Genomic DNA, 22,762 nt, shown 5'->3' on the forward strand with positions numbered 1-22,762 from the left:
GCGTGAACGAGGCGCGATGATCGCGCTCGCCTTTTCCGCCGCGGTCGCCGGCGTCGACGCGTACGTCGTGCAAGTCGAGACCGACTCGGCGGCCGGCGTGCCCGCTTTCGGGATCGTCGGGCTGCCCGACCGCGCCCTCAACGAGTCGCGCGACCGCGTGCGCGCCGCGATCGTGAACTCCGGCTTCGGCTTTCCGCCCGGCCGATTGCTGGTGAACCTCGCGCCGGCGGACATGCGCAAGACGGGCGTGGGCTTCGACCTGCCCATCGCGCTGGCGCTGTTGGCGACCGACGAACAGGTACCCGCGGCGGCGCTGCGCGCGTACGTCGCGTGCGGCGAGCTCGCGCTGGACGGCGGCGTGCGGGCCGTGCCGGGGGTCCTGGCCATGACGTTGGCGGCGAAGCGGGCCGGGTTCTCGCGCGTCCTCGTCGCCGAGGCGAACCGCGACGAAGCGGCGCTGGTCGACGGCATCGACGTCTACGCGGTTCCGGGATTGGCCGAAGCGGTCGCCGTGGTGCTCGAGAACGGCGCGCGGTTCCGGCGGCGCGGGGCAACCGTGCTGGTGCCCGACGAGCGGCCCGCGTGCGGCGACTACCTCGACGTGCGTGGGCAAGTCGTCGCGAAGCGGGCGCTCGAGATCGCCGCGGCCGGCGGCCACAACCTCGTGCTCGTCGGACCGCCCGGCTGCGGCAAGACGATGCTGGCGCGACGGCTGCCCTCGATCTTGCCCGCCATGACGAGCGCCGAGGCGCTCGACGTGACGAGCGTCTACAGCGTGGCCGGCCTGCTCGGCGCACGCCCGCGCGTCGTCACCACGCGGCCCTTTCGCGCACCGCACCACACCGCGAGCCGCGTCGCGCTGATCGGGGGCGGTTCCAATCCGCGGCCCGGCGAAGTGTCGTTGGCGCAACACGGCGTGCTGTATCTCGATGAGCTGGCGGAGTTCACGCGCTCGACCCTCGAAGTGCTGCGCCAGCCGCTCGAGGAAGGGACGGTCACGATCGCGCGCGCGGCCGGCACGCTGTCGTTTCCCGCGCGCTTCATGCTGGTGGCCTCGATGAACCCGTGTCCGTGCGGCTTTCGCGGCGTGCGCGGCTCCGATTGCCACTGCGACGACGCCGTCGTACAGCGCTATCTCGGCAAGCTGTCCGGACCGCTGCTCGACCGCATCGACTTGCACGTCGCCGTCTCGCGCGTATCGTTCGACGAGTTGACCGACCGCGAGGCCGGAGAGAGCTCCGCCACGATTCGTGCGCGCGTCGAAGCGGCGCGCGGGCTGCAAACCAAACGCTACGAGCGCTGCGCGTATGCAACGAACGCGTCGATCCCGGCTGCGGACATGCGCGTTCGCTGTCCCCTCGAGGCCGACGCGCTCGCGCTGCTCGAGGGCGCGGTCAGCCGCGGCACCCTGAGCGCCCGCGCGTTCGACCGCGTGGCCCGGTTGGCGCGCACCATCGCCGACCTGGCCGGATCGGCTCGCATCGAGCGAACGCACGTCGCCGAAGCGCTCGTGTACCGCGGCGCGACCGCCCGCACACCGGCGGCCGCGTGAAGCGGGGGTCGTGCGCAGCGCTCAGACGCGCGACAAGCCGGACGGCGCGCCGACGGCGCGAATCTCGCGCTTGCGCCGAACCGTACGCTGAGATTTTGCTGAGAACGTCGCGGCGCGCGAGACGTTTCATCGTCTTCACAGCGTGCCGCGATACATGATGCGTGATGGTCGCTTTCGCACTCGGCACGGGGCTCGCAACCGCGGCGCTCGCGACGGATACGCCTCCCGCTTGGCAGGCCTTCTCGCAAGCGTGGGCACAGAGCGGCGCGTTCAGCGCGCGCATCACCGCCTACGAGCGGCGCGGCACGCGCGCCGAGACGATCGTCGTGGACTATAACTACCAATCGCCGGCGCACGCGACGGTCCGGGTCGTGCAAGGCCCCAACCGCGGCGCGATTCTCGTCTGGGACGGCGGCGCGACCTTGCAAGCGCACCTCGGCGGCGGCCTGTTGTACGGGCTCTCGAAATCGATCCCGCTTCACGACCCGAGCGTCGAGTCGCCGCGCGGTTCGTCGCTCGACGAGCTGAGCTACGCCTCGATCCTGCGCCACGGCGACACGACGCCGGGCACCTCGTCCGAACAAGCCGGCGAGACGATCGGCGGCGTCTCCACGGACGCGGTCTCGCTCACGCCCGCGGACCCGGCGGCCGACGGCGGCCTGACCCGTGAGGTCGTCGAGATCGCGACCACGACGCACCTACCGCTGCGTATCCGCGGCTACGAAGGTACGACGCTCGTCCGGCAGATCGACTTCGCGAACGTCGCGCTCAAACGCTGAGCCGTAGAACGGCCGCGCGTTAGTGCGCGGGCCGGAACCAGAGCCCGAGGTGCCGGCGTTCCGGCGCCGCCTCGGGTTCGTCCACGGCGGGGCGCTGCACTTCCCGCAGCGGCGGCAGCACCGTGATCTCGTTCGGATCGACGACCGACCGATCGTGAGCGCGACGGCGAATCATCCGGTCGCGCACGTCCGAGGTCAGCGAACGCCGCAGCGTGCTGTACCCGTCGATCCACGACGCCTTCGGCTTCGCGTAGGTCATCGGGACGTGCGTCACGTCCAGGTGGTTCGGTGTCCACCAGGCCGAAACCGCCACCAACTCCTCGTGCGTGCGTCGTTCCACTGCTCGTACCGCCTCCGTTGTTCTCTTCTTCCCTCGCCAGCAGGCTCGGCAAACGGGCATTCGGCCCGCTGCGCGTGAGCGTTTGATGAGGAAACGTCGGCGGCGGACGTTACGGCGTCGTCGGGTCGAACTTTTTCGGCAAGCCTTGCCAGCACTGGAAGTACTCGGCTTGCAGGGTCGCCGACTCGAGCGCGGCCCGGGTCGGGTGCAGTACCAGTCGCGTCTCGAACATGAAGGCCAGGGTGTCGCCGATCTTGGCCGCCTTCGCGGTGTCGGCGGCGCTGGCGCGCGCGTGCGTGTCGGCGTCGGGGCCGTGCGCGCTCATCGAGTTGTGCAAGCTGGCGCCGCCGGGAACGAAGCCCTCTTCCTTCGCGTCGTAGACGCCGTGCACCAGGCCCATGAACTCGCTGGCGACGTTGCGGTGGAACCACGGCGGGCGGAAGGTGTCCTCGGCGACCTGCCAGCGCGGCGGGAAGATGACGAAGTCGATCTCGTCCGCGCCGCCGGGCGCCCCGGGCGACTGCAGCACCAAGAAGATCGACGGATCGGGATGGTCGTAGCTGATCGAGCCGATCGTGTTGAAGCGGCGCAGGTCGTACGCGTAGGGCGCGTAGTTGCCGTGCCAGGCAACGACGTCGAGCGGTGAGTGGTCGATCGGCGCCGACCACAGGTTGCCCTGGAACTTGGTGATCAGCGCGAAGTCGCCGGTGACGTCCTCGTACCACGCGACCGGCGCGCGAAAATCGCGCGGGTTCGCCAGACCGTTGGAGCCGATCGGCCCCAAGTCCGGCAGCCGGAAGGCCGCGCCGTAGTTCTCGCAGACGTACCCGCGCGCGGTGCCGTCGAGCAGCTCGACGCGGAAGCGCACGCCGCGCGGAACGACCACGATCTCGTTCGGGCCGAGCTCGAGCAAGCCGAACTCGGTCGCGACGCGCAGTCGGCCCTCTTGCGGCACGATCAGCAGCTCGCCGTCGGCGTCGGCGAAGAAGCGCCCCGCCATCGAACGGTTGGCCACGTACAAGTGCACCGCGGCGCCGCTCATCCCGGCCGGATCGCCGTTGCCGGCCATCGTGAACAGCCCCTCGACGAAATCCGTCGGCCGCGACGGCGCGGGCAGCGGGTCCCAGCGCAGCTGGTTGGGCGTCGTCGCGAGGTCGCCGAACCGGCTCACGATCGCGCCGTTGTCGATCCGCGCGAACGGGCGGTGCATCGCCGACGGACGGATGCGGTAGAGCCAGCTGCGCCGGTTGACCGCGCGCGGCAGCGTGAACGCCGTCCCCGAGAGCTGCTCGGCGTAAAGGCCGTACGGCGGCCGTTGCGGCGAGTTGCGCCCGACCGGCAGCGCGCCCGGGAGCGCCTCGGTCGCGAACTCGTTGCCGAAGCCGGACTGGTAGGCCAGCGCGGTCGCCGGCGGCGTCAGCGTGGAGCTCATCGGCTAGGTCGGCGCCGGCAACACGCCGCGGCGGATCTGGTCCTCTTCGATCGACTCGAACAGCGCGCGGAAGTTGCCCTCGCCGAACCCGTCGTCGCCCTTGCGCTGGATGAACTCGAAGAAGATCGGGCCGAGCACGGTCGCCGAGAAGATCTGCAGCAGCACTTTGGTGGTGCCACCGTTCGCGACGCCCTCGCCGTCGATGAGGATGCCGCGCTCGCGCAGCCGCTCGAGCGGCTCCCCGTGTCCGGGCAAGCGGCTTTCGGTCTTCTCGTAGTAGATGGCCGGCGGCGCCGGCATGAACGACAGCCCACCGGCGCGCAGCGCGTCGACGCTGGCGTAGATGTCGCGCGCACCGAGCGCCACGTGTTGAATGCCCTCGCCCGAATACGCGCGCAAGTATTCTTCGATCTGGCTGCGATCGTCGGCCGACTCGTTGATCGGGATGCGGATCTTGCCGTCGGGGCTGGTCATCGCCCGCGAGAACAAGCCCGTCATCTTGCCTTCGATGTCGAAGTAGCGAATCTGCCGGAAGCCGAACAGGTTGGCGTAGAAGTCGGACCAGACGTCCATCCGGCCGCGGTGGACGTTGTGCGTGAGGTGGTCGATGTAGTGCAGCCCCGCGCCGGCCGGGTTGGGATTGCGCTCGCCGAGCCACTCGAACTCGGCGTCGTACGCGGTCTTCCCGTCGCGATAGCGGTCGACGAAGTACAGCAGCGAGCCGCCGATGCCGACGATGGCCGGCGCGTCGATCGTCTTCTGCGAGGCGGGCAGCTGCGCGGCTTCGGCGCCGGCGGCCGTGGCGTGCCGCAGCGCATGCTGCGCGTCGACGACGCGCCACGCCATCGAAGAGGCGCACGGACCGTGCTCGGCGGCGAACGCGATCGCCTGCGAGCCGGGTTCGGAGTTGGCCAGGAAGTTGACGTCGCCCTGACGCCAGAGCGTGATGGCCTTCGTCTTGTGGCGCGCCACCGGCGTGAAGCCCATGCGGCGGAACAGGTCGTCGAGCACCTGCGGCTCGGGGTGCGCGAACTCGACGAACTCGAAGCCGTCGGTCCCGGCCGGATTCTGGTCGGAGATCGTGGCGGGCGGCGCGTTGTGCGGATAGGGACCCATGGCGGTGCTCTCTTCCTGGTCTCGCCGGGATAGTTACATTTGAAACTATCCGCGTCCGTGGTATCGTAGGACCCACATGCCGACCCCGTCAAGAGTCCGCCCCCCGGCACCGGCCGGCGAGCCCTTCGAACTCGGCCGCTTTCTCCCGTACCGCTTATCGGTGATCACCGAACAGGTCAGCCGGCTGGTCGCCAGCACGTACGCCGACCGCTTCGGCTTGAGCGTGCCCGAGTGGCGGGTCGTCGCGCACCTGGGCTACTCGACCAGCCTGAGCGCGCTGGCGATCGCGGAGCGGACGGCGATGGACAAGGTCAAGGTCAGCCGCGCGCTGGCCCGGTTGACGGCCCGGCGGCTGGTGCGCCGCGAGGTCAACCCGCGCGACGGCCGCGGCGCGATCCTGACCTTGACGCCGAGCGGCCGTTCGGTCTACGAGCGCATCGTTCCGGCCGCGCTGGCGATGGAACGCGAGATCCTCGACGCGCTCGATCCGCACGAGGTCGCGCAGCTCACCGCACTGCTGGACCGCCTGGAGGCGCACGTCACGCGGCTCGACGACGCCGACGAGCGCGAGGCGGCCGGCTAGACGGCGAGCGCCGCACGCACCTCGTCGGCCGCCAGGGCCGCGAGCGGCCGCGGTTCGGCCGGCTGCGCGTCATCGCGGATCGCGCGGTCCCACCAACCGACGTCGTGCCAGCGGCCGAACTTGAACCCCGTGCGCCGATGGACGCCGATGCGGCGGAAGCCCGCCGCTTCGTGCACCGCGACGCTGGCCGGGTTCGGCAGGGCGATCCCCGCGTACGCGCGCTGGTAGCCTTGCAACGCGAGAATCGCGAACAGCGCGCGGTAGAGACGCGACCCGATGCCGCGTCCGCGAAACGCCGGCGCCACGTAGATCGAGACGTCGACGTCCCAGCGATACGCGGGGCGCGAGCGGTGCGGCGCGGCGTAGCCGTAACCGGCGATCGCGCCGTCGACCTCGGCCGTCAGCCACGCATGTCGCTCGAGCGCCGCGCGCACGCGTTCGCCCATCTCGTCGGCGCCGGGCGCGCGTTCTTCGAACGAGATGATGGTCTGGGCGACGATCGGCCCGTAGATCGCGGCGAACGCCGCACCGTCCGCGGGCCGCGCCACGCGCACCGCCAGCTCGCTCAACCCGTCAACCTCCGCAAGAACGCGGCGTGATCGTAGGAGTTGGAGCGTCCGTACTTCACGACCACCAGGTCGTCCGCCGGCAAGACGTATAACGCTTGGCCGCCGGCGCCGCTGGCGTAGACGATGTCCGGCCGCTGTTCGAGCGGGCTCAGCCACCAGGCCAAACCGTAGCGCGGGTTCGCCGCCGACCCGACGAAGCACGCCGCCAGCGCGTCGCGCGGCACGATCGAGGTTCCGTTCCGGTCGCCGCCGTCGCGCACCAGCTGCCCGTACTTCAGCCACTCACCGGCCGCCACGAACGCGCCGGTCGGCAGCGGCTGCGTCCCGTCGCGCAGCGTGCGCCAACTGCCGATCTGCAGCCCGATCGGGTCGAGCAGCCGCTCGCGCAGATACGCGTGCGGGGTGCGTCCGCGCGCCTCGAGCTTGCGCGCGAGCACCGCGCCGAATACTTGCAGCGGGATGCCGCCGTAGGTGAACTTCGCGCCCGGCGGATCCTTGAGCACGACGGCCAGTGCCTTCTCGTACGTCGGCACCGCGCTGCCCAGGCCGCCGAAACCGATCCCGCTGGTCAACTGCAGCAGCTCGCGCAGGGTGACGCGCCGCTTCACGGCGTCGGCGGCCCAGTCGGCAATCGTCGCGCCGACCGGTTCGTCGAGCGCGAGCAATCCCTCGCGCTCGGCGAGCACGGCCAGCACGCCCCAGAAGCTCTTCGTCCCGCTGTAGAGCGGATGCGGACGCGCCGCGTTCCAGCCCGCACCGTAGCGTTCGAGCACGACCTCACGGCCGCGCAGCGCGATCAGCGCGTCGAGCTGATGGCGCTCGGCGTAGGCGAGCGCGGCGTCGAGGTTCATGCGGGATCGTTCGGCGAAGACCGGCGCGTGCATCCCGAGGCCGAACGGCTGATCGCCAGCCTACGCTTGCAGCCGCACCCCGAGGGCGGCTGGTTTCGCGAGACCTACCGCAGCGCGGAACTCGTCTCGACCGACCGTGGGACCCGGCGCAGCGCGACGACCTCGATCTACTTCTTGCTCACCGACGCGGCGTTCTCGGCCTTTCACCGGCTCGCGTCCGACGAGACCTGGCACTTCTACCGCGGCGATCCGGTGACGATCGAGATGATCTCACCGAGCGGCCATCACGAACGGCGCGTCCTCGGCACGGGCGACGCGTGGCAGGCGACGGTGCCGGCCGGCACGCACTTCGCCTCGCACGTCGACGTCGCGGGCGGCTACGCGCTGGTCGGCTGCGACGTCGCGCCGGGGTTCGAGTTCGCCGAGTTCCACCTCACCACGCGCGCGACGCTGACCGCCGCCTATCCGCAGTTCGGCCCGTTGATCGCGCGTTACACGCGCTGAGGAACGGCGGCCAGCGCGTACTGCATCGGGTCGGCCTGCGCGTCGCGCGTGACCAAGCCGCGCGCGCGCAAGTGCTCGAGGTGCGCGAGCGTCTCGGCGACGGCGAACTGCTGGTGCGCGGCCGGGAGCGCCTCGAACGGATCCCCGCGCCGGCGCCAGAGCAGGCCGCGCGCGACGCCGGCCGCGCTGGTCGCACCGTTGCCGAGCACCGCCAGCACTTGCGCTTCGCGATGGTCGTGGTGCGCGAGCAGCTCCTGTGCGCGGCCCGGCAGATCGGCGAACGGCTCGCCGTGCGCCGGCAGCGCGCCGCGCGAGGGCAGCGCCGCGATCTTGCGCAGCGAGTCGACGTAGTTGCCGAGCGGATCGCCGCGTCCGTCGCGCCAGATTCCGACGTGCGGCGTCACCGGGTCGAGCACGTGATCGCCCGTCAGCACCTTGCCGCTGATCTCGTCGACGAAGCACAGGTGTCCGGGCGTGTGGCCCGGCGTCCACACCGCGCGCAGGCGTCCGACCTGCGCGTTGTCCTCCAGCAAGTCGGTCGGCTCGGCCAGCTCCGTGCGATGGTGCTGCAAGTCGTCTTCGATCCCGCCCACGATCTCGAATCCGTTGCGCGCGATCCAGGCGTCGGCGGCGGCGTCGAACGCCTGCGGATCGCCGACGTGCGCTTGCGCGACGTCCCAGTCGCGCGGGTGCATCGCCAAGTGCGGCACGCCGGCGCGCCGCAGCGTGCCCGCCAGTCCGTAGTGGTCGAAGTGAACGTGCGTGATCAGCAAACGCCGCACGTCGGCGAGCGTCCGGCCGACCTCGGCCAAGCCGGCGTGCAGCGCCGCCAGCACGTCGTCGGCCTTCCAGCCGCAGTCGACCAGCGTCCACCCGCCGAGCAGACTGTCCTCGACCAGGTAGCCGTTGACGTAGCGCATCGGGTTCCCGGCCATCGGAAGCCGGATCTGAACGATGCCGTCACCCAGGGTCGAGACGAGCGGGTAGTCGTGCGCCATACCGACGCGCCAATTCGTCGGATGGCGGCGGCCACCCGCCCGTCCTATTCGGCCGGGGCGTTCGCCCCGCTGCCGGTATCGGGGCCGATCCAGACGGTCTGCACGTTGACGAACTCGCGAATCCCGAAGGCCGAGAGCTCGCGACCGTGGCCGCTCTTCTTGACGCCGCCGAACGGCAGCCGTGGATCGGACGCCGTCATCCCGTTGATGAACACGTTGCCGGATTGCAAGCGCATCGCCAGCTTCTGCGCGCGCGCGACGTCGCGCGTCCACAGGTTGCCGCCCAGGCCGTAGCGCGAGTCGTTGGCGAGCGCGACGGCCTGCTCCGCGTCGCGCGCGCGAAACAGCGCCGCGGCCGGCCCGAACGTCTCTTCGGTCGCCATCCGCATCCCGGGCGTGACGTCGCCGACGACGGTGGCCGGATAGAACGCGCCCGGACCGATCGGGATCTCGCCGCCGAGCAGCAGCCGCGCGCCGGCGTCGGCGGTCTCGCGCACCTGCGCGTCGAGCGCCTCGCGCAGGTCGGCGCGCGCGAGCGGGCCCAGCGTCGTCGCGCGGTCGAGCGGATCGCCGAGCTTGAGCTTGCGCGCCTCGCGCACGAAGCGCTCCGCGAACGCGTCGTAGACGACGTCCTCGATGATGAACCGCTTGGCCGCGATGCAGCTCTGTCCGTTGTTCTGGAAGCGCGCCTTGACGCCGACCTTCGCGGCCTGGTCGAGATCGGCGTCGGCGAGCACGATGAACGCGTCCGAGCCGCCCAGCTCGAGGACCGTCTTCTTGATCGCACGCCCGGCCAGCTCGCCGACCGACGAGCCGGCGGACTCGCTGCCGGTCAGCGTCACCGCCGCCACCCGCTCGTCGAGCACGATCGGCCCCATCTCCTTGCCGCCGACGACCAGCGTCGAGAACGCTCCGGCCGCGAGACCGCCGCTCTGGAAGATCTCCTCGAGCGCCAGCGCGCAGCCGGTCACATTGGCCGCGTGCTTGAGCACGACGACGTTGCCGGCCATCAACGCCGGGGCGGCCGCGCGCACGACCTGCCAGAACGGGAAGTTCCACGGCATGATCGCGAGCAGCACCCCGAGCGGCCGGAACGCGACGTAGCTGCGGGTCGCGTTCGAAGGCGCGTTCTCGTCGGCGAGCAACCGTTCGCCGTTGGCCGCGAACCACTCGCACGCGACCGCACATTTCTCGACCTCGGCTTCGGCCTCGACGATCGGCTTGCCCATCTCGCGCGTCGCCAGGTCGGCCAGCGACTTCTTGCGGACGCGCAGCACGCGTGCGATCGCGCGCAGCCGCTCGGCCCGGACCGCGAAAGGCTGCTCGCGCCAGCGTGCGGCTTCGGCGACCGCCGCGTCGAGCCGCGCGTCGATGGTGGCCTGCTGGTGCACGTCGTAGTGCGCCAGCACCTCGCCGGTGGTGGGATTACGCGTCTGGATGGACGCCGGACGGGAAGCCGTAGTCGTCATGCCTTCATGTGCCCTATTCCGGACACGAATGTCACGTGCTCGCGCGCACGACCTCACGCTCGGCAGCGGCCGCCGCACGCTGCGCCGACGTCGCCACGCGGTGACAGCTCGGGCACAACGTCTCGAGATTGTCGAGATGGTGCGCGCACGAGAGCTGTCCGTGCTTTCCGATGCACGGAACCACATGGTTCACTTCGAGCCGCGCGGTCTTCTTGGCCGCCCGCCAAGCACGCATGGCGGCCAGGTAGCGCGGCCGCGAGCGAAACGCAGTCGCACTGGGCCGTTTTGGCGCGCTCGCGCCGCAGCGCCGGCAGCGGTAGCGATCGCGCCGCTTTGCCGTCCGGCGAGCGACCGACCACCAATGGTTGGCCCAGAACGCGTCGTTGCAGCGATCGCTGCACCACATGCGCCGGCGCGACGGCAACGGCGTCGCACACCACGCGCACGCACCGTCGGCCGACGGCGGCGCCAGCGAACAGACCGCCAGCAGTTCGTCACGCTTGGTCACGCGCTCAGTGCTTGCGCGGGATGCGCGCCACCAGCTCGAAGCGCGTGCCGATCGGGTCGGTGAAGAACACCGCCCAATAGCGGTCCTCGTGCTCCCAGAACTCGACCTCGCGCGCGCCGATCGCGCGCAGCTCGTCCATCCAGCCTTCGAGCCCTTCGCGCGGCATCGCGAACGCGATGCGCGTGCGCGGCACGACCATGTCGGCGTCCTCGATGACGCCGAAGAACGCACCGGCACGGCCGTCCGTCGCGTCCTCGTACCACTCGACGGCGTTGTAGCGCTCGGCATCGGCGTCGTACCAGTCGCCGCGCGGATCGACGTAGCTGTAGGCCTTGCGCGTGAGCCCGAGCTTCGGCAGCAGCGCCGCGTAGAAGCTCTCCACCGCGGCCAGCGAGGGCACCCGCAAGTCGACGTGGTCGAAGCCGCGGAAGGCCACGATCAGCGCAGCGCCGGTTGGCCGAGGTCCTCGGCCGCGAGCGCGGGCGACCCTTCACCGCTCAAGAACACGCCCAGCTGCGAGACCGAGAACTGCATCCCGGTCCAGAAGCGGCCGAACTCGCCGAAGCGCGCCGACGCCTCGTCGAAGCGCATCGCGTAGACGAGCTTCTTGAAGACCAACGGATCGTCGGCGTACAGGTCGACGCCCCACTCCCAATCGTCGAACCCGATCGAACCCGAGATCACCTGGGTGACGTGGCCGTGGAACGAGCGCCCGATCTTGCCGTGCTCGAGCATCATCGCGGCGCGCTGCGCGTACGGGGTCGAGTACCAGTTGTCGGCGCCGTCGCGCTTCTTGTTCATCGGATAGAAGCAGACGTAGCGGCGGCGTGGGATGCGCGCCCACAGCCGGCCGGCGTTGCGCGGCTCTTGCGCCGCCTCGTCGAGCATCGCGTCGAAGGCGGCGTTCCACTCCTCGCCGTGCGGCTTGAGCCCACGGTCGCGCAGCTCGGCGTGGATCTTCGCCGTGTGCTCGTAGAGGCCGAGCTCGAGCATCGAGACGTACGACTCGAGCGATTCGAGGTAGTCGCGTACAGCGAGCTTGTCGACCTGCGCCTGCATCTCGCCCAGCGCGTCGAAGGAGCGCGCGTAATGGGTCAGCAGCAAGTCGCCTTTGTGGCCGAGCAGCTGCGCCAGCCCCAAGTCCGCATCGGCGTCGCGCGCCAACGTCGCGAAGAGCGCCTGCGCCTCGCGTTCGATCGCGGCGCGCCGGTCGGCGTCCAGCGCGTCCCAACGGCGACGATCGAAGCGGAACATGCGGTGCAGGATCGCCCAGCCGTCGAGCGACTCCGGAACGTTGGGGTGTCTCACGGTGCGGTCTCCTTCGTCGCCGCCGACGGCGCCCCGCTTCGGCCGCGCAGCTCGTCGCGCAGCATCTCGGGCCGCTCGCGGTACTTCGACCACAGTTGTGGCATATGTGCGATGTCGCTGAGAATCCGCGCCAAGCCCGCGTTGACGGGCGCCGCGACTCCGGCGTCGCGCGCGGCGCGCGCGACCGCGCCGTTGAGGTACTCGACCTCGGTCTGGTGTTTCGCGCCGCGCAGGTCGAGCAGCAGCGAAGGCGGCTTGTCGCCGCGGGCGCCCGCGATGCGGCCGGCCAGCGCGGTTCGCGCCAGCGGCGTCGGCAGGCTGGCCGCCGCCAGCAGCGCGCGCACCGGATAGCGCGGCAGGTCGATCGCCTTGATCCCCAGCGCCTTCATCGTCGCGCGCACCTCGCGCAGCATCCGGATCTCGAGCGCGAAGATCTCGTCTTCGCGAACCAGGCGCTCGGGCAGCATGTCCAGGATCGCGCAGCTGGCGTTGGCGACGACGTTGAGCGCGAGCTTCGACCACTTGAGCGCGCGGTAGTCGGCCACGGCGCTGACGGGCAGGTCCGTCGCGCCGAAGGCGGCCAACAGCCAGTTGTGCGCGTTGGCGCCGACCGGCGCGAACGCGATCCCGCCGCCGCGCGCCGCGACCCCCTGGCCGCTCGCGTCGCGCTCGACCGGGACGGTCAGCGCGGCGCTGACGACGCTGTCGGCACCGAACGCCTGGGCCAGCAGCTCCTCGTTGCCGATGCCGTTCTGCGGCGTGAGGATCGTCGTCGCGGACGGGTCGCGCAGCCCGCGCCGCAGCGTTTGTATCGCGCCCGGCGTGTCGTAGGCTTTGACCGTCACGATCGCGAGGTCGACCTCGACCGGAACGACGTCTTCGAGCGCTCGGGGCGCGTACATGACCTCGTTGCCGATGCCGCGCAGCTGCTCGCCGAGATAGGTTCCGACGGCACCCGCGCCGACGACGTAGACGCGCATGCGCCTAGCGCCCCGTGCTGCCGAAGCCGCCTTCGCCGCGCGCGCTCACGCCGAGCGCGGCGACCTCGCGAAAGGCCGCCTGCACGACCGGCGCCACGACGAGCTGCGCGATGCGTTCACCGCGCCGCACGACGAACGGCTCGGTGCCGAAGTTCGCCAAGATCACGCCGACCGCACCGCGATAGTCGCTGTCGATCGTCCCGGGGCTGTTCAAGCACGTCACGCCGAAGCGGAGCGCGAGGCCACTGCGCGGTCGCACCTGCACCTCGTACCCGGGCGGGACCTCGAGCGCGAAGCCGGTCGGGACGAGCGCGCGCTCGCCCGGCGCGAGCACCAGATCGGCCGGGACGGCCGCCACGACGTCGGCGCCGGCGGCGCCGCCGCTCATGTAGGCGGGAAGCGGCAGCCCGTCGCCTTCGGGGAGCCGCACGACCGCGATGTGGGGCGTCATTTCGCCAACAGCTCTTCGAGCTCGGCGCGGAAGCTGGCCACGTCGCGGAAATCACGGTAGACGCTGGCGAAGCGCACGTACGCGATCGCGTCGAGCCCCTTGAGCGCTTCCATCAGCTTCTCGCCGATGAGCGAGGCCGGTACCTCGCTCTCACCACGGGCGAAGAGCTCGCGCTCGATCACGGCGACCGTCTCTTCCATGCGCGCCTCGGAGACCGGGCGCTTCTCGCACGCCCGGCGCAGCCCGCTGAGGACCTTGTCGCGGTTGTACTGCTCGCGCCGCCCGTCTTTCTTCACGACGAACAGACGAGGCGCTTCCATCCGCTCGTAGGTCGTGAACCGGTGCTTGCAACCGAGACACTCCCGACGCCGGCGGACGGAGTTGTCGTCATCGCGCGAATCGACGACGCGAGTCTCGTTCTTGCGACAGTGCGGGCAGAGCAGGTCGAGTCGGTCCTCTCGGGGCGGCACCCCCTAGATGTTGTGGTGCCCGTCCAGTATAGCCCGAACCGAGGGTGTTCGGCTATGCCGCTCCTAGGAAGCGGCGCCGATCTTGAACATCTTCGTCCCGCACACGGGGCACTTGCCCTCGGTCGCGGGGCGGCCATTCTTCATCTGGATCTGCTGCGCGTCTTTGATTTCGCGCTTGGTCTTGCACTTGACGCAGTACGCTTCGGCTGCCATGGCTCGGTCGTCTTCCCCCTTAGAACGGCCCAGTCCGCACAGGCGGACCGTGATCGCCGAGGCCCGTTACGGGTGCCACCGGTGAATCCCTTGGAGGGAGCCCCCTCGCCGTGACGATTCCTCCGCGTGAACGAGCAGCGTGGACGGGTTGGAACGCCGTTGGATCGCTCGCTCGGAGCTGGACGGCTGGTGCGGGGAGCGTCTGGCGGAGGCCGCGTTGGAGGGGCTGTGGGTGGCGGGGACGCTCGACGGCCTGGCCGCGCCGTGCGTGGCGATCGTGGGGACGCGGGCGCCCTCCGACGAGGGGCGACGCCGCGCACGGCGCCTTGCGGAGGCCCTCGGGCGAGCCGGTGTCGCGGTCGTCTCGGGCCTCGCGCTGGGAATTGACGGGGCGGCCCACGAGGGCGCCTTGGCGGCCGGGGCGCCGACCCTCGGCGTGCTCGGGGGTGGCCACGGTCACTTCTTCCCGCCGCGCCATCGGGAGCTGGGCGCCCGGCTGATCGCGGCCGGCGGCGCGGTCGTCTCGCCGTTCGCCCCGGACGTCGCCCCGAAGCCGTGGATGTTCCTGGCCCGCAACGCCGTGATCGCCGCGCTGGCCGACGCGGTGGTCGTGGTGGAGGCCGCCGCCCGCAGCGGGGCGCTCAACACGGCCGGCCACGCCGCCGACCGCGGCATCCCGGTCCTGGCCTTCCCCGGCGACGTCGACCGCCCCAAAGCGGCAGGCTGCAACGCCCTCATCCGCGACGGCGCCACCCTCGTCCGGGACGCCGACGACGTCCTCGCCGCGCTGCCCGGCGGTCTCGTCTCGCGGTCGCCCAGCGACGCGGCCGACGCCGATCGACCGGATGCACTCGCCGGCGACACGGCCGCGGTGCGCCGCATCGTCGGTGCACTCGCCGACGGCGCACGCGATGCCGCGACGCTGGCCGATCACCTCGCGCTCCCGCCCGCCGAGCTGCTCGCGCTCCTCGGCGAACTGGAAGCCGACGGCCGCATCATCGCCGGCACCGACGGCTACGCCCTCGCACGCGGTTGACGCGCACGACACGGGCAGCGAGGAGAGAATGCTCGCGTGAGGGTGCGGCGAACGCGCGCGCATGCACATCCGGCTGATCGCCGTTGGGAAGGTGCGCGAGCACTACATCGCCGAGGCGCTGGCGGACTTCCGCACGCGATTGCGGCCGTATCATCGGCTCGAGGAGATCGAGGTGCGCGCGGCCGACGGCTCCGATCCGGCGCGCGCGATGCAGACCGAGGGCGAGGCGATCCTCAAGCTGCTCGACCCGGCCGATCACGTCTGGCTGTTGGAGCGCGGCGGCGAGAGCTTCGGCAGCGAGGAGCTGGCGCGGCGCCTCGAGCGGTTGCCGCATGACGGGATCGCCCGGTTGACGCTGATCGTCGCGGGGACCTACGGAGCCTCGGAGGCCGTCCTCCGGCGGGCCGACCTGCGTTGGTCGTTGTCCCCGTTGACGCTCTTGCACGAGTGGGCGCGCGCCCTGGTGCTGGAGCAACTGTACCGCGCGGCGAAGATCGCCCGCGATGAACCCTACCACCACTGAGGAGAACGCGCTGCTCTCGCTAGACGACCTCGCCGCCCGCTTCGCGGAGGCGGCGCGCGCGCTCTGGCCCGAGGGCAGCCCGGTGGTGCAGTTCGAGCCGCCGCGGCGCGCCGAGTTCGGCGACGTTGCGACCAACGTCGCTTTCGGTCTGGCCCGGGTGGCCCGCCGCAAGCCGCAAGAGATCGCCGAGGCGCTGATCGAGCGCGCCCTGACCGATCCCGGGGTGCGCGCGACGGTCGCCGACGCGACCGCGACCGCCGGCTTCGTCAACCTGCGGTTGGTCCCGGCCTTCTGGCAGCGCGTCGTCGGCGACGTGCTCCGCGCCGGCGCCGACTACGGCAAGGCGGCGCCCAACGGCGAGCGCATCTCGCTCGAGTTCGGCAGCGCGAACCCGACCGGACCGCTGGTCGTCGTGCAAGGCCGCACGCTCTCGATCGGCGACACGCTGGCCAAGACGATGCGCCATGCCGGCTACCACGTCTTCACCGAGTGGATCATCAACGACGCCGGCTCGCAGATGGATCAGCTCGGCCTGTCGGTCTACGCGCGTTACCACCAGCTGTTCGATCCGCACTACCCGTTCCCCGACGAGGGCTATCCGGGCGACTACCTGATCCCGATCGCCGAAGCGCTGCGCGCGCGCGACGGCGAGAAGTGGCTGCGCGTGTCGGCGGCCGCGGCGATTCCGCCGCTGGCGACCTTCGCGCGGGACATGCTGGTGGCGGGACAACAGGCGGTCGCGCACCGCTTCGGCGTCGACTTCGACCTCTGGCAGTCGGAGAAGGCACTGCACGAGGCCGGCGCGATCGAGCGCGGCATCGAGCGGCTGCGCGAGCTGGGCGTCCTGTACCAGCGCGACGGCGCGACCTGGCTGCGCACGAAGGACGCCGGCGACGACGACGATCGCGTGGTCATCCGCAGCGACGGGCGCCCGACGTATTTCGCCAACGACGTCGCCTATCATTACGAGAAGCTGCAGCGCGCAGATCACGTCATCGACATCCTCGGCCCGGATCATCACGGCTACATCGCGCGGCTGGCGGCGCTGGCGAACGCGTACGGCCGTCCCGGCGCGATCGAGGTCCTGATCGCCCAACAGATCACGCTCAAGCGCGGCGAGGAGATCCTCTCGATGTCCAAGCGCGCCGGCACCCTCGTCACGCTCGAAGAGGTGATCGACGAGGTCGGCGTCGACGCCGCGCGCTTCTTCTTCGTCATGCTCTCGACCGACCAGCCGCTGACGTTCGATCTCGAGCTGGCCAAGAAGCAGTCGAACGACAACCCCGTCTACTACGTCCAGTACGGCCACGCCCGCATCGCCTCGGTGCTCCGGCGCGCGCGCGAGTCGCACGCCGCGATGCTGACCGCCGCCGAACGCGCCGACGGCCTCGACGCGCTGACCGATCCGGCCGAGCTGGCGCTGATCCGGCATCTGGCGGAGTTCCCGGCGACGATCGCCGGCGCGGCCCGCGCGCGCGCACCGCACCGCCTGCCGAAGTACGCGCGCGACCTGGCCGCCGAGTTCCATCAGTTCTACGACGCCTGCCGCGTGCTCACCGACGATGCGCCGCAGACCACGGCGCGGTTGGCGCTCGTGCTGGCGACGAAGACCGTGCTGGCGACGACGCTGGCGCTGTGCGGCGTGAGCGCACCCGAGCAGATGTAACGTACCTGGGCGTGCGTACTATCCGGGCCGCCCGGCGTAGCGTATGATGGCGTCCATGCGCCCGCGCATCCCCTCGTCCGCTTGGTATCTTGCCGTGCCGGCCATCACGTTCGTGGTGACGGTCGTCTCGGCGGCGAACCGGTCGACGCCCTCGATGTTCATCCAGCCGCTCGAGTTCGAGTTCGGCTGGAGCGCGGCGACGATCGCCTTCGCGATCGCCGTCGGGATCGCGCTGTTCGGCTTGATGGGCCCCTTCGCGGCATCGTTCATGAACAAGTACGGCGCGCGCCGCGTGGTCGCGATCGCGCTCGCCATTCTGGCGGTCTCGTCGTTCGCGTCGATCTTCATGACCGCGGCGTGGCAGCTGGTGCTGCTGTGGGGCTTCCTCTCGGGCATCGGAACCGGCGCCATCGGCCTGGCACTGGGCGCGACGATCGCCAACCGCTGGTTCGAACGGCGCCGCGGCCTGGTCATGGGCGTCTTCTCGGCCGGCAACGCCACCGGACAGTTGATCTTCCTGCCGCTGTTCGCGCACATCATCAAGTTCGACGGTTGGCGTCCGTGCGCGGCGATCGTCGGCGGCCTGTGCCTGCTGCTGATCCCGCTCTTCATGGCGATCGTGCGCGAGCGCCCGGTCGACGTCGGCTTGCCGCCCTTCGGCGCGCGGACGGTCGTGCCGGCGCCGCCGCCGCTGGCGAATCCCTTCGCGAGCGCGATCGCGAACTTGCGCTCCGGCCTGCGGTCACGCGACTTCTGGATCCTGGGCGGCACCTTCGCGATCTGCGGCGCGAGCACCAACGGGCTGGTGCAAACCTCGCTGATCCCGCTGTGCGGGGATCACGGCATCCCGCTCACGACCGCGGCGAACCTGCTGGCGGCGATGGGCCTGTTCGACCTGATCGGCACGACGGCGTCGGGCTGGCTGACCGATCGTTTCGACAGCCGCCTCTTGCTGTTGATGTACTACGGGCTGCGCGGCCTCTCGCTGCTCGCGCTGCCGCTCGTGTTCGGCGCGCAAGTCTTCGGGTTGCCGGCCTTCGCGGTCTTCTACGGCCTCGATTGGATCGCCACCGTGCCGCCGACGCTCAAGCTGGCCAATGCGGCGTTCGGCGTCGATCGCGGCGCGGTGATGTTCGCGTGGATCCTGGCGGCGCACCAGATCGGTGCCAGTCTCGCCGCTTACGGCGCCGGACTTTCGCGCACGTACCTGGGCGCGTACGACCCGGCCTTCGCGGTCGCCGGCGGGCTGTGCCTGTGCGCCGCGGTGCTCTCGCTCTTCGTCGCGCGCGGGCGCACGCCGGCGCGCGCGGTCGCCGTCGCCTAGCCCTCGCCCGCCGTCGTCGGCGCGACGGTGACGACGACCGTCTCCGGGACGCTGGGGTCGCCGGCGTCCGCGTCGCGGCGCACGTCGATGTGGACGCCGTCGGCGGTGTCCACGTGCGTGACCAGCGACTGCGTCTGCATGCGCACGACGTAGGGCTGCACGAAGTAGCGGAACAGCACGCGCAGCAGCGCCGCGGCCGGAATCCCGAGCAGCAAGCCCGGGACGCCGAACAACTCCCCGCCGGCGAAGACGGCGAACATCACCGTGATCGGCGAGACGCCCAGCGACTCCGCCATGATCTTGGGGACGAGCAGGTTGTCGCCGATGCGCCCGACGACGAAGATCGCCACCGTCACCCACACCACCATCCCCGTCCCCTGCGGGACGGCCAGCAGCGCGGCGAGGATCTGCGCCACCAGCATGCCGACGAACGGGATCGCGTAGCCGATCCCGCACACCAGGCCGACCAGCAGCGCGAACTGGAAGTGGAAGGGCGCCAACAGCACCCATACCGCGACCCCGACGATCGTGCACAGGAGCGCCTGGCCCGCCACGTAGTGGCCGAACACCTCGGCCAGCTCGTGCACCAGCGCCGCCGCGCGCAGCCGCCGGCCGGGCGGCACGAACGCCAGGATGCCGTCGCGCACCTCGCGCGCCTGCAGCAAGAAGAACACCGAGAGGATCAGCGCCGAGGTGCCGACGACCAGCGCGCCGACCACGCCGACGACGATCGCGCCGAACTGGGTGAGCGTCTCGACCATCAGCGAGCGCACCTGATCGCCGACCGCGGTCTCGATCTGCGCGTACGACGGCAGCGCGACCCGGTTGCCGAACACGTTGCGGATGGTGTGCTCGGCGTCGACGACCAGATTTTGTCCGGCTTGGATGTATTGCGGCGCGTTCTGCACCAGCACGAGGATCTGCCCGTAGCCGACCGGCACGATCACCAGCGCCAGCAGCAGCATGAGGCCCAGCAGGCCCGCGTAGACGATTGCGATGCCGGCCGGACGCGGCATGAAGCGCTCGAGCTGCTTGACCAGCGGGTGCGCGCCGAACGCGATGAAGGCCGCGATGACGAAGATAGAGATCGTGTGCGGGATGCGCGCGGCGAACAGCGTCGCCGCGACCAGCACGATCGCGACGACGATCACGGTCACCGTGCGCCGCACCAAGGTCGAGCTCATAGCCGCTTGGTCATCATCCGTCGCTCGGTGCCGTAGCCGGCGCCGTCGTACAGGCGCCGCGCCGGTTCGTTGTCCTCCGTCACCATCAGGCTGACGTAGCCCAGGCCGAGCTCGCGCGCACAGTCCTCGGCGAGGTCGAGCAGCGCACGGCCGACGCCGCGGCCGCGCGCGAACGGTTCGACGGCGGTATACGCGACGAACGCCTGCTCCGTCAGCGTGACCTCGTCGGGAATGTCGTACAGCAACAGCAGGAAGCCGACCCGCTCGCCGTTCTCTTCGGCGATCAGCACGTCGTGACGGCGGGCGTAGACGAATTCGGTCAACCGTTCGAAGGCCAGCAGCACGTCGTCGAAGCGCGCGTCGCGGACCGCGGAGATGCTGCTGGACGCGCTGCGGCGACCCAGGTCGCGCACGAAGTCGCGGTCGGCGCGCCCACCGCGCCGCACCACGAGCGCGGGTGTCATGCGGGGGCGGCGACGAGCGTCGCCAAGGCGTCGATCACGCGCGCGTTCTGCTCGGGCGTCCCGATCGTGATCCGCAGCCGGCCCGGCATCCGCAGCGCGTCGCCGCTGCGAGTGACGATCCCCTGGCGCAAGAGCGCCTGATAGGCGTCGCCCGCGCTACCGGGGACCTCGACCGCGATGAAGTTCGCCGCCGTCGGGTACGCGTGCAGACCAAGCCGCGGCAGCTGCTCGGCGTAGAAGGCTTTCCCCGCCTCGTTGGTCTGCAGCGAGCGGCGGCGGAACGCCTCGTCGTCGAGCGCGGCCAGCGCGGCCACCGCCGCCGGTCGCGAGACGTTGAACGGCAGCCGGATGCGCTGCGCGTAGCCGAGCAGCGTCGGATCGCCGAGCGCGTACCCGAAGCGCAGCGAGGCCAGTCCGTAGAGCTTGGAGTGCGTGCGCAGCACGACGGTCGCCGGCCGGCGCGCGACGTAGTCGGCCGCTTCGAGCGAACCCGGCGGCATGTACTCGCGATACGCCTGGTCGACCAGCAAGATCAGCTGCTCGGGGAGCGCGCGCACGAAACGATCGAAATCGGCCGGATCGACGCGCGTCGAGGTCGGATTGTTCGGATCGACGACGACCACCATCTTGGTGCGCGGCGTGATCGCGGCCAGCATCGCTTCGAGATCGTGCACGCCGTCGCGCAACGGCACCTCGACCGGCCGCGCGTCGAACAGCACGGCGTCCTTGGGAAACAGCGAGAAGGTGGGATCGGCCATCACCACCTCGTCGCCGGGCGCCAAGTACGCGGTGAACAGCGTGCGCACGACGTCGTTCGAGCCGTGTCCCACCAGCACGTGCTCGACGCCCAAGCCGTACGGCTCGGCCAAGCGCCGCCGCAGCTCGGGGTGATCGTCGTCGACGTAGATCTGCAGGTCGTCCATCGCCCGCAACGCGGCCGCCGCCAGCGGCGAGGTGCCGAGCGGGTTCTCGTTCGAGGACAGCTTGACGAACGTCTCGAGCCCATACGTGGCCCGCGCCTGCGAGACCGTGGTCCCCGGCGTGTAGGGCTTGAGCGCGGCGACTTGGGGCCGAACCAGTCTCTCGTAGTCCATCAGTTCTACTTCGAATGCAGAAAGCGCGAACCGGGTTCCGTCAGGGGCTCACCGTTCATGCATTGCGGGCAAGATTCGGGGTCGTGGGACTCCATCGGGAGGTCCAGAAGCGCGGCGGTGGGGAGGGCGAAATCGGCGGGGGCGCGGCGGACGATGACGCCGACGCCGACCGGTTCGGCACCGCGCGTGCGGACGACGTCGAGCACCTCGCGCACCGAGCCGCCGGTGGTGACGACGTCCTCGACGACGTAGGCGCGATCGCCCGGGCCCAGGACGAAGCCGCGCCGCAAAGCCGGCACGCCGCCTTCCTTTTCGACGAAGATGCCCAGCGTGCCGAGCGCGCGCGCGGTCTCGTACCCGAGCACGATCCCCCCGACGGCGGCGCTCACGACGACGGTCGGCTGCAACGCGCGCGCGTGCTCGGCGAGCCGGCGGGCGACGAGCTCGACCAAACGCGGATCCTCGAGAATGCGGAACTTCTGAACGAACAGGTTCGAGTGCCGCCCCGACGAGAGCCGGAAGTGCCCGCTCAGGATCGCGCCGCGCTCTTCGAGCTCGTGCAGCAGTTCCTCGTTGGCGGCGCTCACGCGCTCAGCTCCGCCAAGATCGCCTGCGTCGCGTACACCGGATCGTTGTCGTCGACGATCGGGCGTCCGACGACGACGTAGTCGGCGCCGGCCTCGCGCGCTTCGCGCGGCGTCGCGGCGCGCTTCTGATCGCCGTGCGCGGAGCCGGCCGGTCGAATTCCCGGACAGAACGTGCCGAAGTGCGTGCCGAAGTACGCGCGCAGATCGGCGACCTCGCGCACGCTGCAGACCACGCCGGCGCAGCGCGCGTCGCGCGCCAACGCGGCCAGGCGTATCGCGTTCTCGCCCGGGCCGCCGGTTAAGCCCAGCTCGCCGAGATCTTCCGCGCCGATACTCGTGAGCACGGTCACGGCGTAGACCTCGGGCGTCGGGATGCCGAGCTCGGCGGCACGCTCCTCGGCCGCTTCCACCGCGGCTTCGAGCATCGCGGCGCCGCCCAGCGCGTGGACCGTCAACAAGCGCACGCCGGGCGCCACCACGGCGCGGATACCGGCGGAGACGGTGCGAGGAATGTCGTGGAGCTTGAGATCGAGGACGTATTCGGCCCCGGCGTTTTCGAACGCAGTTTTAATCGTCGGACCGTACGCATAGAAGGCCTCGTAGCCGATCTTGAAGATGACCCCCAGCGGAGAGAGGCGCTCGACGAGCGTCGCGGCACGTGCGGGGTCGGGGACGTCGAGAGCGACGACCAATCGTGAAGCCGGCATGAAAGCTCTGCTTCGCGAGAACCGACGGTCAGCTCATTTCGTTCCTCGGGTAAG

The 22,762-nt window shown here is 70.7% G+C and carries 27 protein-coding genes; 8 read left to right on the top strand and 19 right to left on the bottom strand.

The genetic code is table 11. The features are described 5' to 3' along the window. Window positions 1–16: 16 nt before the first annotated feature. Together VMD91_19275 and VMD91_19280 are read left to right on the top strand one after the other, a co-directional pair. Complete coding sequence (locus VMD91_19275) at window positions 17–1,552, top strand: YifB family Mg chelatase-like AAA ATPase (protein ID HTW86222.1); 1,536 nt, start codon at window positions 17–19, stop codon at window positions 1,550–1,552. Between the two features lie 164 nt (window positions 1,553–1,716). Next, a complete protein-coding gene (locus tag VMD91_19280; GenBank protein HTW86223.1) occupies window positions 1,717–2,331 on the top strand; it encodes a hypothetical protein in 615 nt (204 codons plus the stop codon). A gap of 19 nt (window positions 2,332–2,350) precedes the next feature. On the opposite strand, the gene VMD91_19285 is transcribed toward VMD91_19280, so the two are convergent. The 3 genes from VMD91_19285 to hppD form a co-directional block, all read right to left on the bottom strand. After that, window positions 2,351–2,671, bottom strand: a complete 321-nt coding sequence (locus VMD91_19285) for a hypothetical protein (protein ID HTW86224.1) — start codon at window positions 2,669–2,671, stop codon at window positions 2,351–2,353. A 109-nt stretch (window positions 2,672–2,780) separates the two neighbouring features. Further along, window positions 2,781–4,103, bottom strand: a complete 1,323-nt coding sequence (hmgA, locus tag VMD91_19290) for a homogentisate 1,2-dioxygenase (protein HTW86225.1) — start codon at window positions 4,101–4,103, stop codon at window positions 2,781–2,783. A gap of 3 nt (window positions 4,104–4,106) precedes the next feature. Further along, window positions 4,107–5,219 carry a 4-hydroxyphenylpyruvate dioxygenase gene (hppD, locus tag VMD91_19295; protein ID HTW86226.1) on the bottom strand — a complete coding sequence of 371 codons (1,113 nt, stop codon included), beginning with the start codon at window positions 5,217–5,219 and terminating at the stop codon, window positions 4,107–4,109. Window positions 5,220–5,379: 160 nt separating this feature from the next. On the opposite strand from hppD, the gene VMD91_19300 reads away from it, so the two are divergent. Beyond that, the gene (locus tag VMD91_19300; GenBank protein HTW86227.1) at window positions 5,380–5,802 is read left to right on the top strand and encodes a MarR family winged helix-turn-helix transcriptional regulator; all 423 of its coding nucleotides are present in this window, start codon (window positions 5,380–5,382) and stop codon (window positions 5,800–5,802) included. Here VMD91_19300 and VMD91_19305 read toward each other — a convergent pair. Both VMD91_19305 and VMD91_19310 read right to left on the bottom strand, forming a co-directional pair. Next, window positions 5,799–6,371, bottom strand: coding sequence for an arsinothricin resistance N-acetyltransferase ArsN1 family B (locus VMD91_19305; GenBank protein HTW86228.1), 573 nt, complete (start codon window positions 6,369–6,371; stop codon window positions 5,799–5,801). The two genes, VMD91_19300 and VMD91_19305, sit on opposite strands and share 4 nt — an antisense overlap. After that, entirely contained in the window at window positions 6,368–7,222 is an 855-nt protein-coding gene (locus VMD91_19310; protein HTW86229.1) for a serine hydrolase, read from the bottom strand. Before VMD91_19310 ends, VMD91_19305 begins: the two co-directional genes overlap by 4 nt. Window positions 7,223–7,249: 27 nt before the next feature. Between VMD91_19310 and VMD91_19315 the strand changes: the two genes are divergently transcribed. Continuing rightward, a complete protein-coding gene (locus tag VMD91_19315) occupies window positions 7,250–7,726 on the top strand; it encodes a cupin domain-containing protein (protein ID HTW86230.1) in 477 nt (158 codons plus the stop codon). Here the strand turns inward: VMD91_19315 and VMD91_19320 are convergent. From VMD91_19320 to VMD91_19360, 9 genes are all read right to left on the bottom strand, one after another. Then, window positions 7,714–8,724 carry an MBL fold metallo-hydrolase gene (locus tag VMD91_19320; protein HTW86231.1) on the bottom strand — a complete coding sequence of 337 codons (1,011 nt, stop codon included), beginning with the start codon at window positions 8,722–8,724 and terminating at the stop codon, window positions 7,714–7,716. The genes VMD91_19315 and VMD91_19320 overlap by 13 nt on opposite strands. Before the next feature lie 44 nt (window positions 8,725–8,768). Then, window positions 8,769–10,193: an NAD-dependent succinate-semialdehyde dehydrogenase gene (locus VMD91_19325; protein HTW86232.1), complete on the bottom strand. Its 1,425-nt coding sequence runs from the start codon at window positions 10,191–10,193 to the stop codon at window positions 8,769–8,771. A 31-nt stretch (window positions 10,194–10,224) separates the two neighbouring features. Next, window positions 10,225–10,701, bottom strand: a complete 477-nt coding sequence (locus tag VMD91_19330) for an HNH endonuclease (GenBank protein ID HTW86233.1) — start codon at window positions 10,699–10,701, stop codon at window positions 10,225–10,227. 4 nt (window positions 10,702–10,705) lie between these two features. Next, window positions 10,706–11,137 (bottom strand): VOC family protein, encoded by a 432-nt coding sequence (locus VMD91_19335; GenBank protein ID HTW86234.1) that lies wholly within the window; start codon window positions 11,135–11,137, stop codon window positions 10,706–10,708. Window positions 11,138–11,139: 2 nt separating this feature from the next. Continuing rightward, the gene (gene hemQ / locus VMD91_19340; GenBank protein HTW86235.1) at window positions 11,140–12,009 is read right to left on the bottom strand and encodes a hydrogen peroxide-dependent heme synthase; all 870 of its coding nucleotides are present in this window, start codon (window positions 12,007–12,009) and stop codon (window positions 11,140–11,142) included. Then, a complete protein-coding gene (locus VMD91_19345; protein HTW86236.1) occupies window positions 12,006–12,989 on the bottom strand; it encodes a ketopantoate reductase C-terminal domain-containing protein in 984 nt (327 codons plus the stop codon). Before VMD91_19345 ends, hemQ begins: the two co-directional genes overlap by 4 nt. 4 nt (window positions 12,990–12,993) lie before the next feature. Then, window positions 12,994–13,440 (bottom strand): dUTP diphosphatase, encoded by a 447-nt coding sequence (gene dut, locus VMD91_19350; protein ID HTW86237.1) that lies wholly within the window; start codon window positions 13,438–13,440, stop codon window positions 12,994–12,996. Then, window positions 13,437–13,910 (bottom strand): transcriptional regulator NrdR, encoded by a 474-nt coding sequence (gene nrdR, locus VMD91_19355; protein HTW86238.1) that lies wholly within the window; start codon window positions 13,908–13,910, stop codon window positions 13,437–13,439. The genes dut and nrdR overlap by 4 nt, the downstream gene beginning before the upstream one ends. Before the next feature lie 63 nt (window positions 13,911–13,973). Further along, window positions 13,974–14,123 carry a DUF5679 domain-containing protein gene (locus VMD91_19360; GenBank protein HTW86239.1) on the bottom strand — a complete coding sequence of 50 codons (150 nt, stop codon included), beginning with the start codon at window positions 14,121–14,123 and terminating at the stop codon, window positions 13,974–13,976. 139 nt (window positions 14,124–14,262) lie between these two features. Between VMD91_19360 and VMD91_19365 the strand changes: the two genes are divergently transcribed. The 4 genes from VMD91_19365 to VMD91_19380 all read left to right on the top strand — a co-directional run bounded on the left by VMD91_19365 (window position 14,263) and on the right by VMD91_19380 (window position 18,672). Continuing rightward, window positions 14,263–15,159: a DNA-processing protein DprA gene (locus tag VMD91_19365; GenBank protein ID HTW86240.1), complete on the top strand. Its 897-nt coding sequence runs from the start codon at window positions 14,263–14,265 to the stop codon at window positions 15,157–15,159. 61 nt (window positions 15,160–15,220) lie between these two features. Next, entirely contained in the window at window positions 15,221–15,682 is a 462-nt protein-coding gene (locus VMD91_19370; GenBank protein ID HTW86241.1) for a 23S rRNA (pseudouridine(1915)-N(3))-methyltransferase RlmH, read from the top strand. Then, window positions 15,663–17,348 (top strand): arginine--tRNA ligase, encoded by a 1,686-nt coding sequence (gene argS, locus VMD91_19375; GenBank protein ID HTW86242.1) that lies wholly within the window; start codon window positions 15,663–15,665, stop codon window positions 17,346–17,348. Before VMD91_19370 ends, argS begins: the two co-directional genes overlap by 20 nt. Before the next feature lie 46 nt (window positions 17,349–17,394). Further along, window positions 17,395–18,672, top strand: coding sequence for an MFS transporter (locus VMD91_19380; protein HTW86243.1), 1,278 nt, complete (start codon window positions 17,395–17,397; stop codon window positions 18,670–18,672). Here the strand turns inward: VMD91_19380 and VMD91_19385 are convergent. The 5 genes from VMD91_19385 to pyrF are packed head-to-tail and all read right to left on the bottom strand — an operon-like array spanning window position 18,669 to window position 22,708. Beyond that, complete coding sequence (locus tag VMD91_19385; GenBank protein ID HTW86244.1) at window positions 18,669–19,856, bottom strand: AI-2E family transporter; 1,188 nt, start codon at window positions 19,854–19,856, stop codon at window positions 18,669–18,671. The two genes, VMD91_19380 and VMD91_19385, sit on opposite strands and share 4 nt — an antisense overlap. Then, window positions 19,853–20,320, bottom strand: coding sequence for a GNAT family N-acetyltransferase (locus VMD91_19390; protein HTW86245.1), 468 nt, complete (start codon window positions 20,318–20,320; stop codon window positions 19,853–19,855). The genes VMD91_19385 and VMD91_19390 overlap by 4 nt, the downstream gene beginning before the upstream one ends. Next, on the bottom strand, window positions 20,317–21,414 hold the full coding sequence (gene hisC / locus VMD91_19395) for a histidinol-phosphate transaminase (protein HTW86246.1): 1,098 nt from the start codon (window positions 21,412–21,414) through the stop codon (window positions 20,317–20,319). The genes VMD91_19390 and hisC overlap by 4 nt, the downstream gene beginning before the upstream one ends. Window positions 21,415–21,419: 5 nt before the next feature. Then, window positions 21,420–22,001, bottom strand: coding sequence for an orotate phosphoribosyltransferase (pyrE, locus tag VMD91_19400; GenBank protein ID HTW86247.1), 582 nt, complete (start codon window positions 21,999–22,001; stop codon window positions 21,420–21,422). Then, window positions 21,998–22,708, bottom strand: a complete 711-nt coding sequence (gene pyrF, locus VMD91_19405) for an orotidine-5'-phosphate decarboxylase (GenBank protein HTW86248.1) — start codon at window positions 22,706–22,708, stop codon at window positions 21,998–22,000. The genes pyrE and pyrF overlap by 4 nt, the downstream gene beginning before the upstream one ends. Between the last annotated feature and the right edge of the window lie 54 nt (window positions 22,709–22,762).

Source organism: Candidatus Sulfotelmatobacter sp. (genome assembly GCA_035504415.1).
In the GTDB taxonomy this organism is placed as follows: Bacteria; Vulcanimicrobiota; Vulcanimicrobiia; order Vulcanimicrobiales; family Vulcanimicrobiaceae; genus Vulcanimicrobium.

Coding starts and splice junctions, on each gene's coding strand:
- VMD91_19345 (HTW86236.1), bottom strand. CDS start 12,989: ATGCGCGTCTACGTCGTCGGCGCGGGTGCCGTCGGAACCTATCTCGGC.
- VMD91_19385 (HTW86244.1), bottom strand. CDS start 19,856: ATGAGCTCGACCTTGGTGCGGCGCACGGTGACCGTGATCGTCGTCGCG.
- dut (HTW86237.1), bottom strand. CDS start 13,440: ATGACGCCCCACATCGCGGTCGTGCGGCTCCCCGAAGGCGACGGGCTG.
- VMD91_19275 (HTW86222.1), top strand. CDS start 17: ATGATCGCGCTCGCCTTTTCCGCCGCGGTCGCCGGCGTCGACGCGTAC.
- VMD91_19370 (HTW86241.1), top strand. CDS start 15,221: ATGCACATCCGGCTGATCGCCGTTGGGAAGGTGCGCGAGCACTACATC.
- VMD91_19310 (HTW86229.1), bottom strand. CDS start 7,222: ATGAACCTCGACGCCGCGCTCGCCTACGCCGAGCGCCATCAGCTCGAC.
- VMD91_19390 (HTW86245.1), bottom strand. CDS start 20,320: ATGACACCCGCGCTCGTGGTGCGGCGCGGTGGGCGCGCCGACCGCGAC.
- VMD91_19320 (HTW86231.1), bottom strand. CDS start 8,724: ATGGCGCACGACTACCCGCTCGTCTCGACCCTGGGTGACGGCATCGTT.
- hppD (HTW86226.1), bottom strand. CDS start 5,219: ATGGGTCCCTATCCGCACAACGCGCCGCCCGCCACGATCTCCGACCAG.
- VMD91_19325 (HTW86232.1), bottom strand. CDS start 10,193: ATGACGACTACGGCTTCCCGTCCGGCGTCCATCCAGACGCGTAATCCC.
- argS (HTW86242.1), top strand. CDS start 15,663: ATGAACCCTACCACCACTGAGGAGAACGCGCTGCTCTCGCTAGACGAC.
- pyrF (HTW86248.1), bottom strand. CDS start 22,708: ATGCCGGCTTCACGATTGGTCGTCGCTCTCGACGTCCCCGACCCCGCA.
- VMD91_19360 (HTW86239.1), bottom strand. CDS start 14,123: ATGGCAGCCGAAGCGTACTGCGTCAAGTGCAAGACCAAGCGCGAAATC.
- hisC (HTW86246.1), bottom strand. CDS start 21,414: ATGGACTACGAGAGACTGGTTCGGCCCCAAGTCGCCGCGCTCAAGCCC.
- VMD91_19380 (HTW86243.1), top strand. CDS start 17,395: ATGGCGTCCATGCGCCCGCGCATCCCCTCGTCCGCTTGGTATCTTGCC.
- VMD91_19280 (HTW86223.1), top strand. CDS start 1,717: ATGGTCGCTTTCGCACTCGGCACGGGGCTCGCAACCGCGGCGCTCGCG.
- hmgA (HTW86225.1), bottom strand. CDS start 4,103: ATGAGCTCCACGCTGACGCCGCCGGCGACCGCGCTGGCCTACCAGTCC.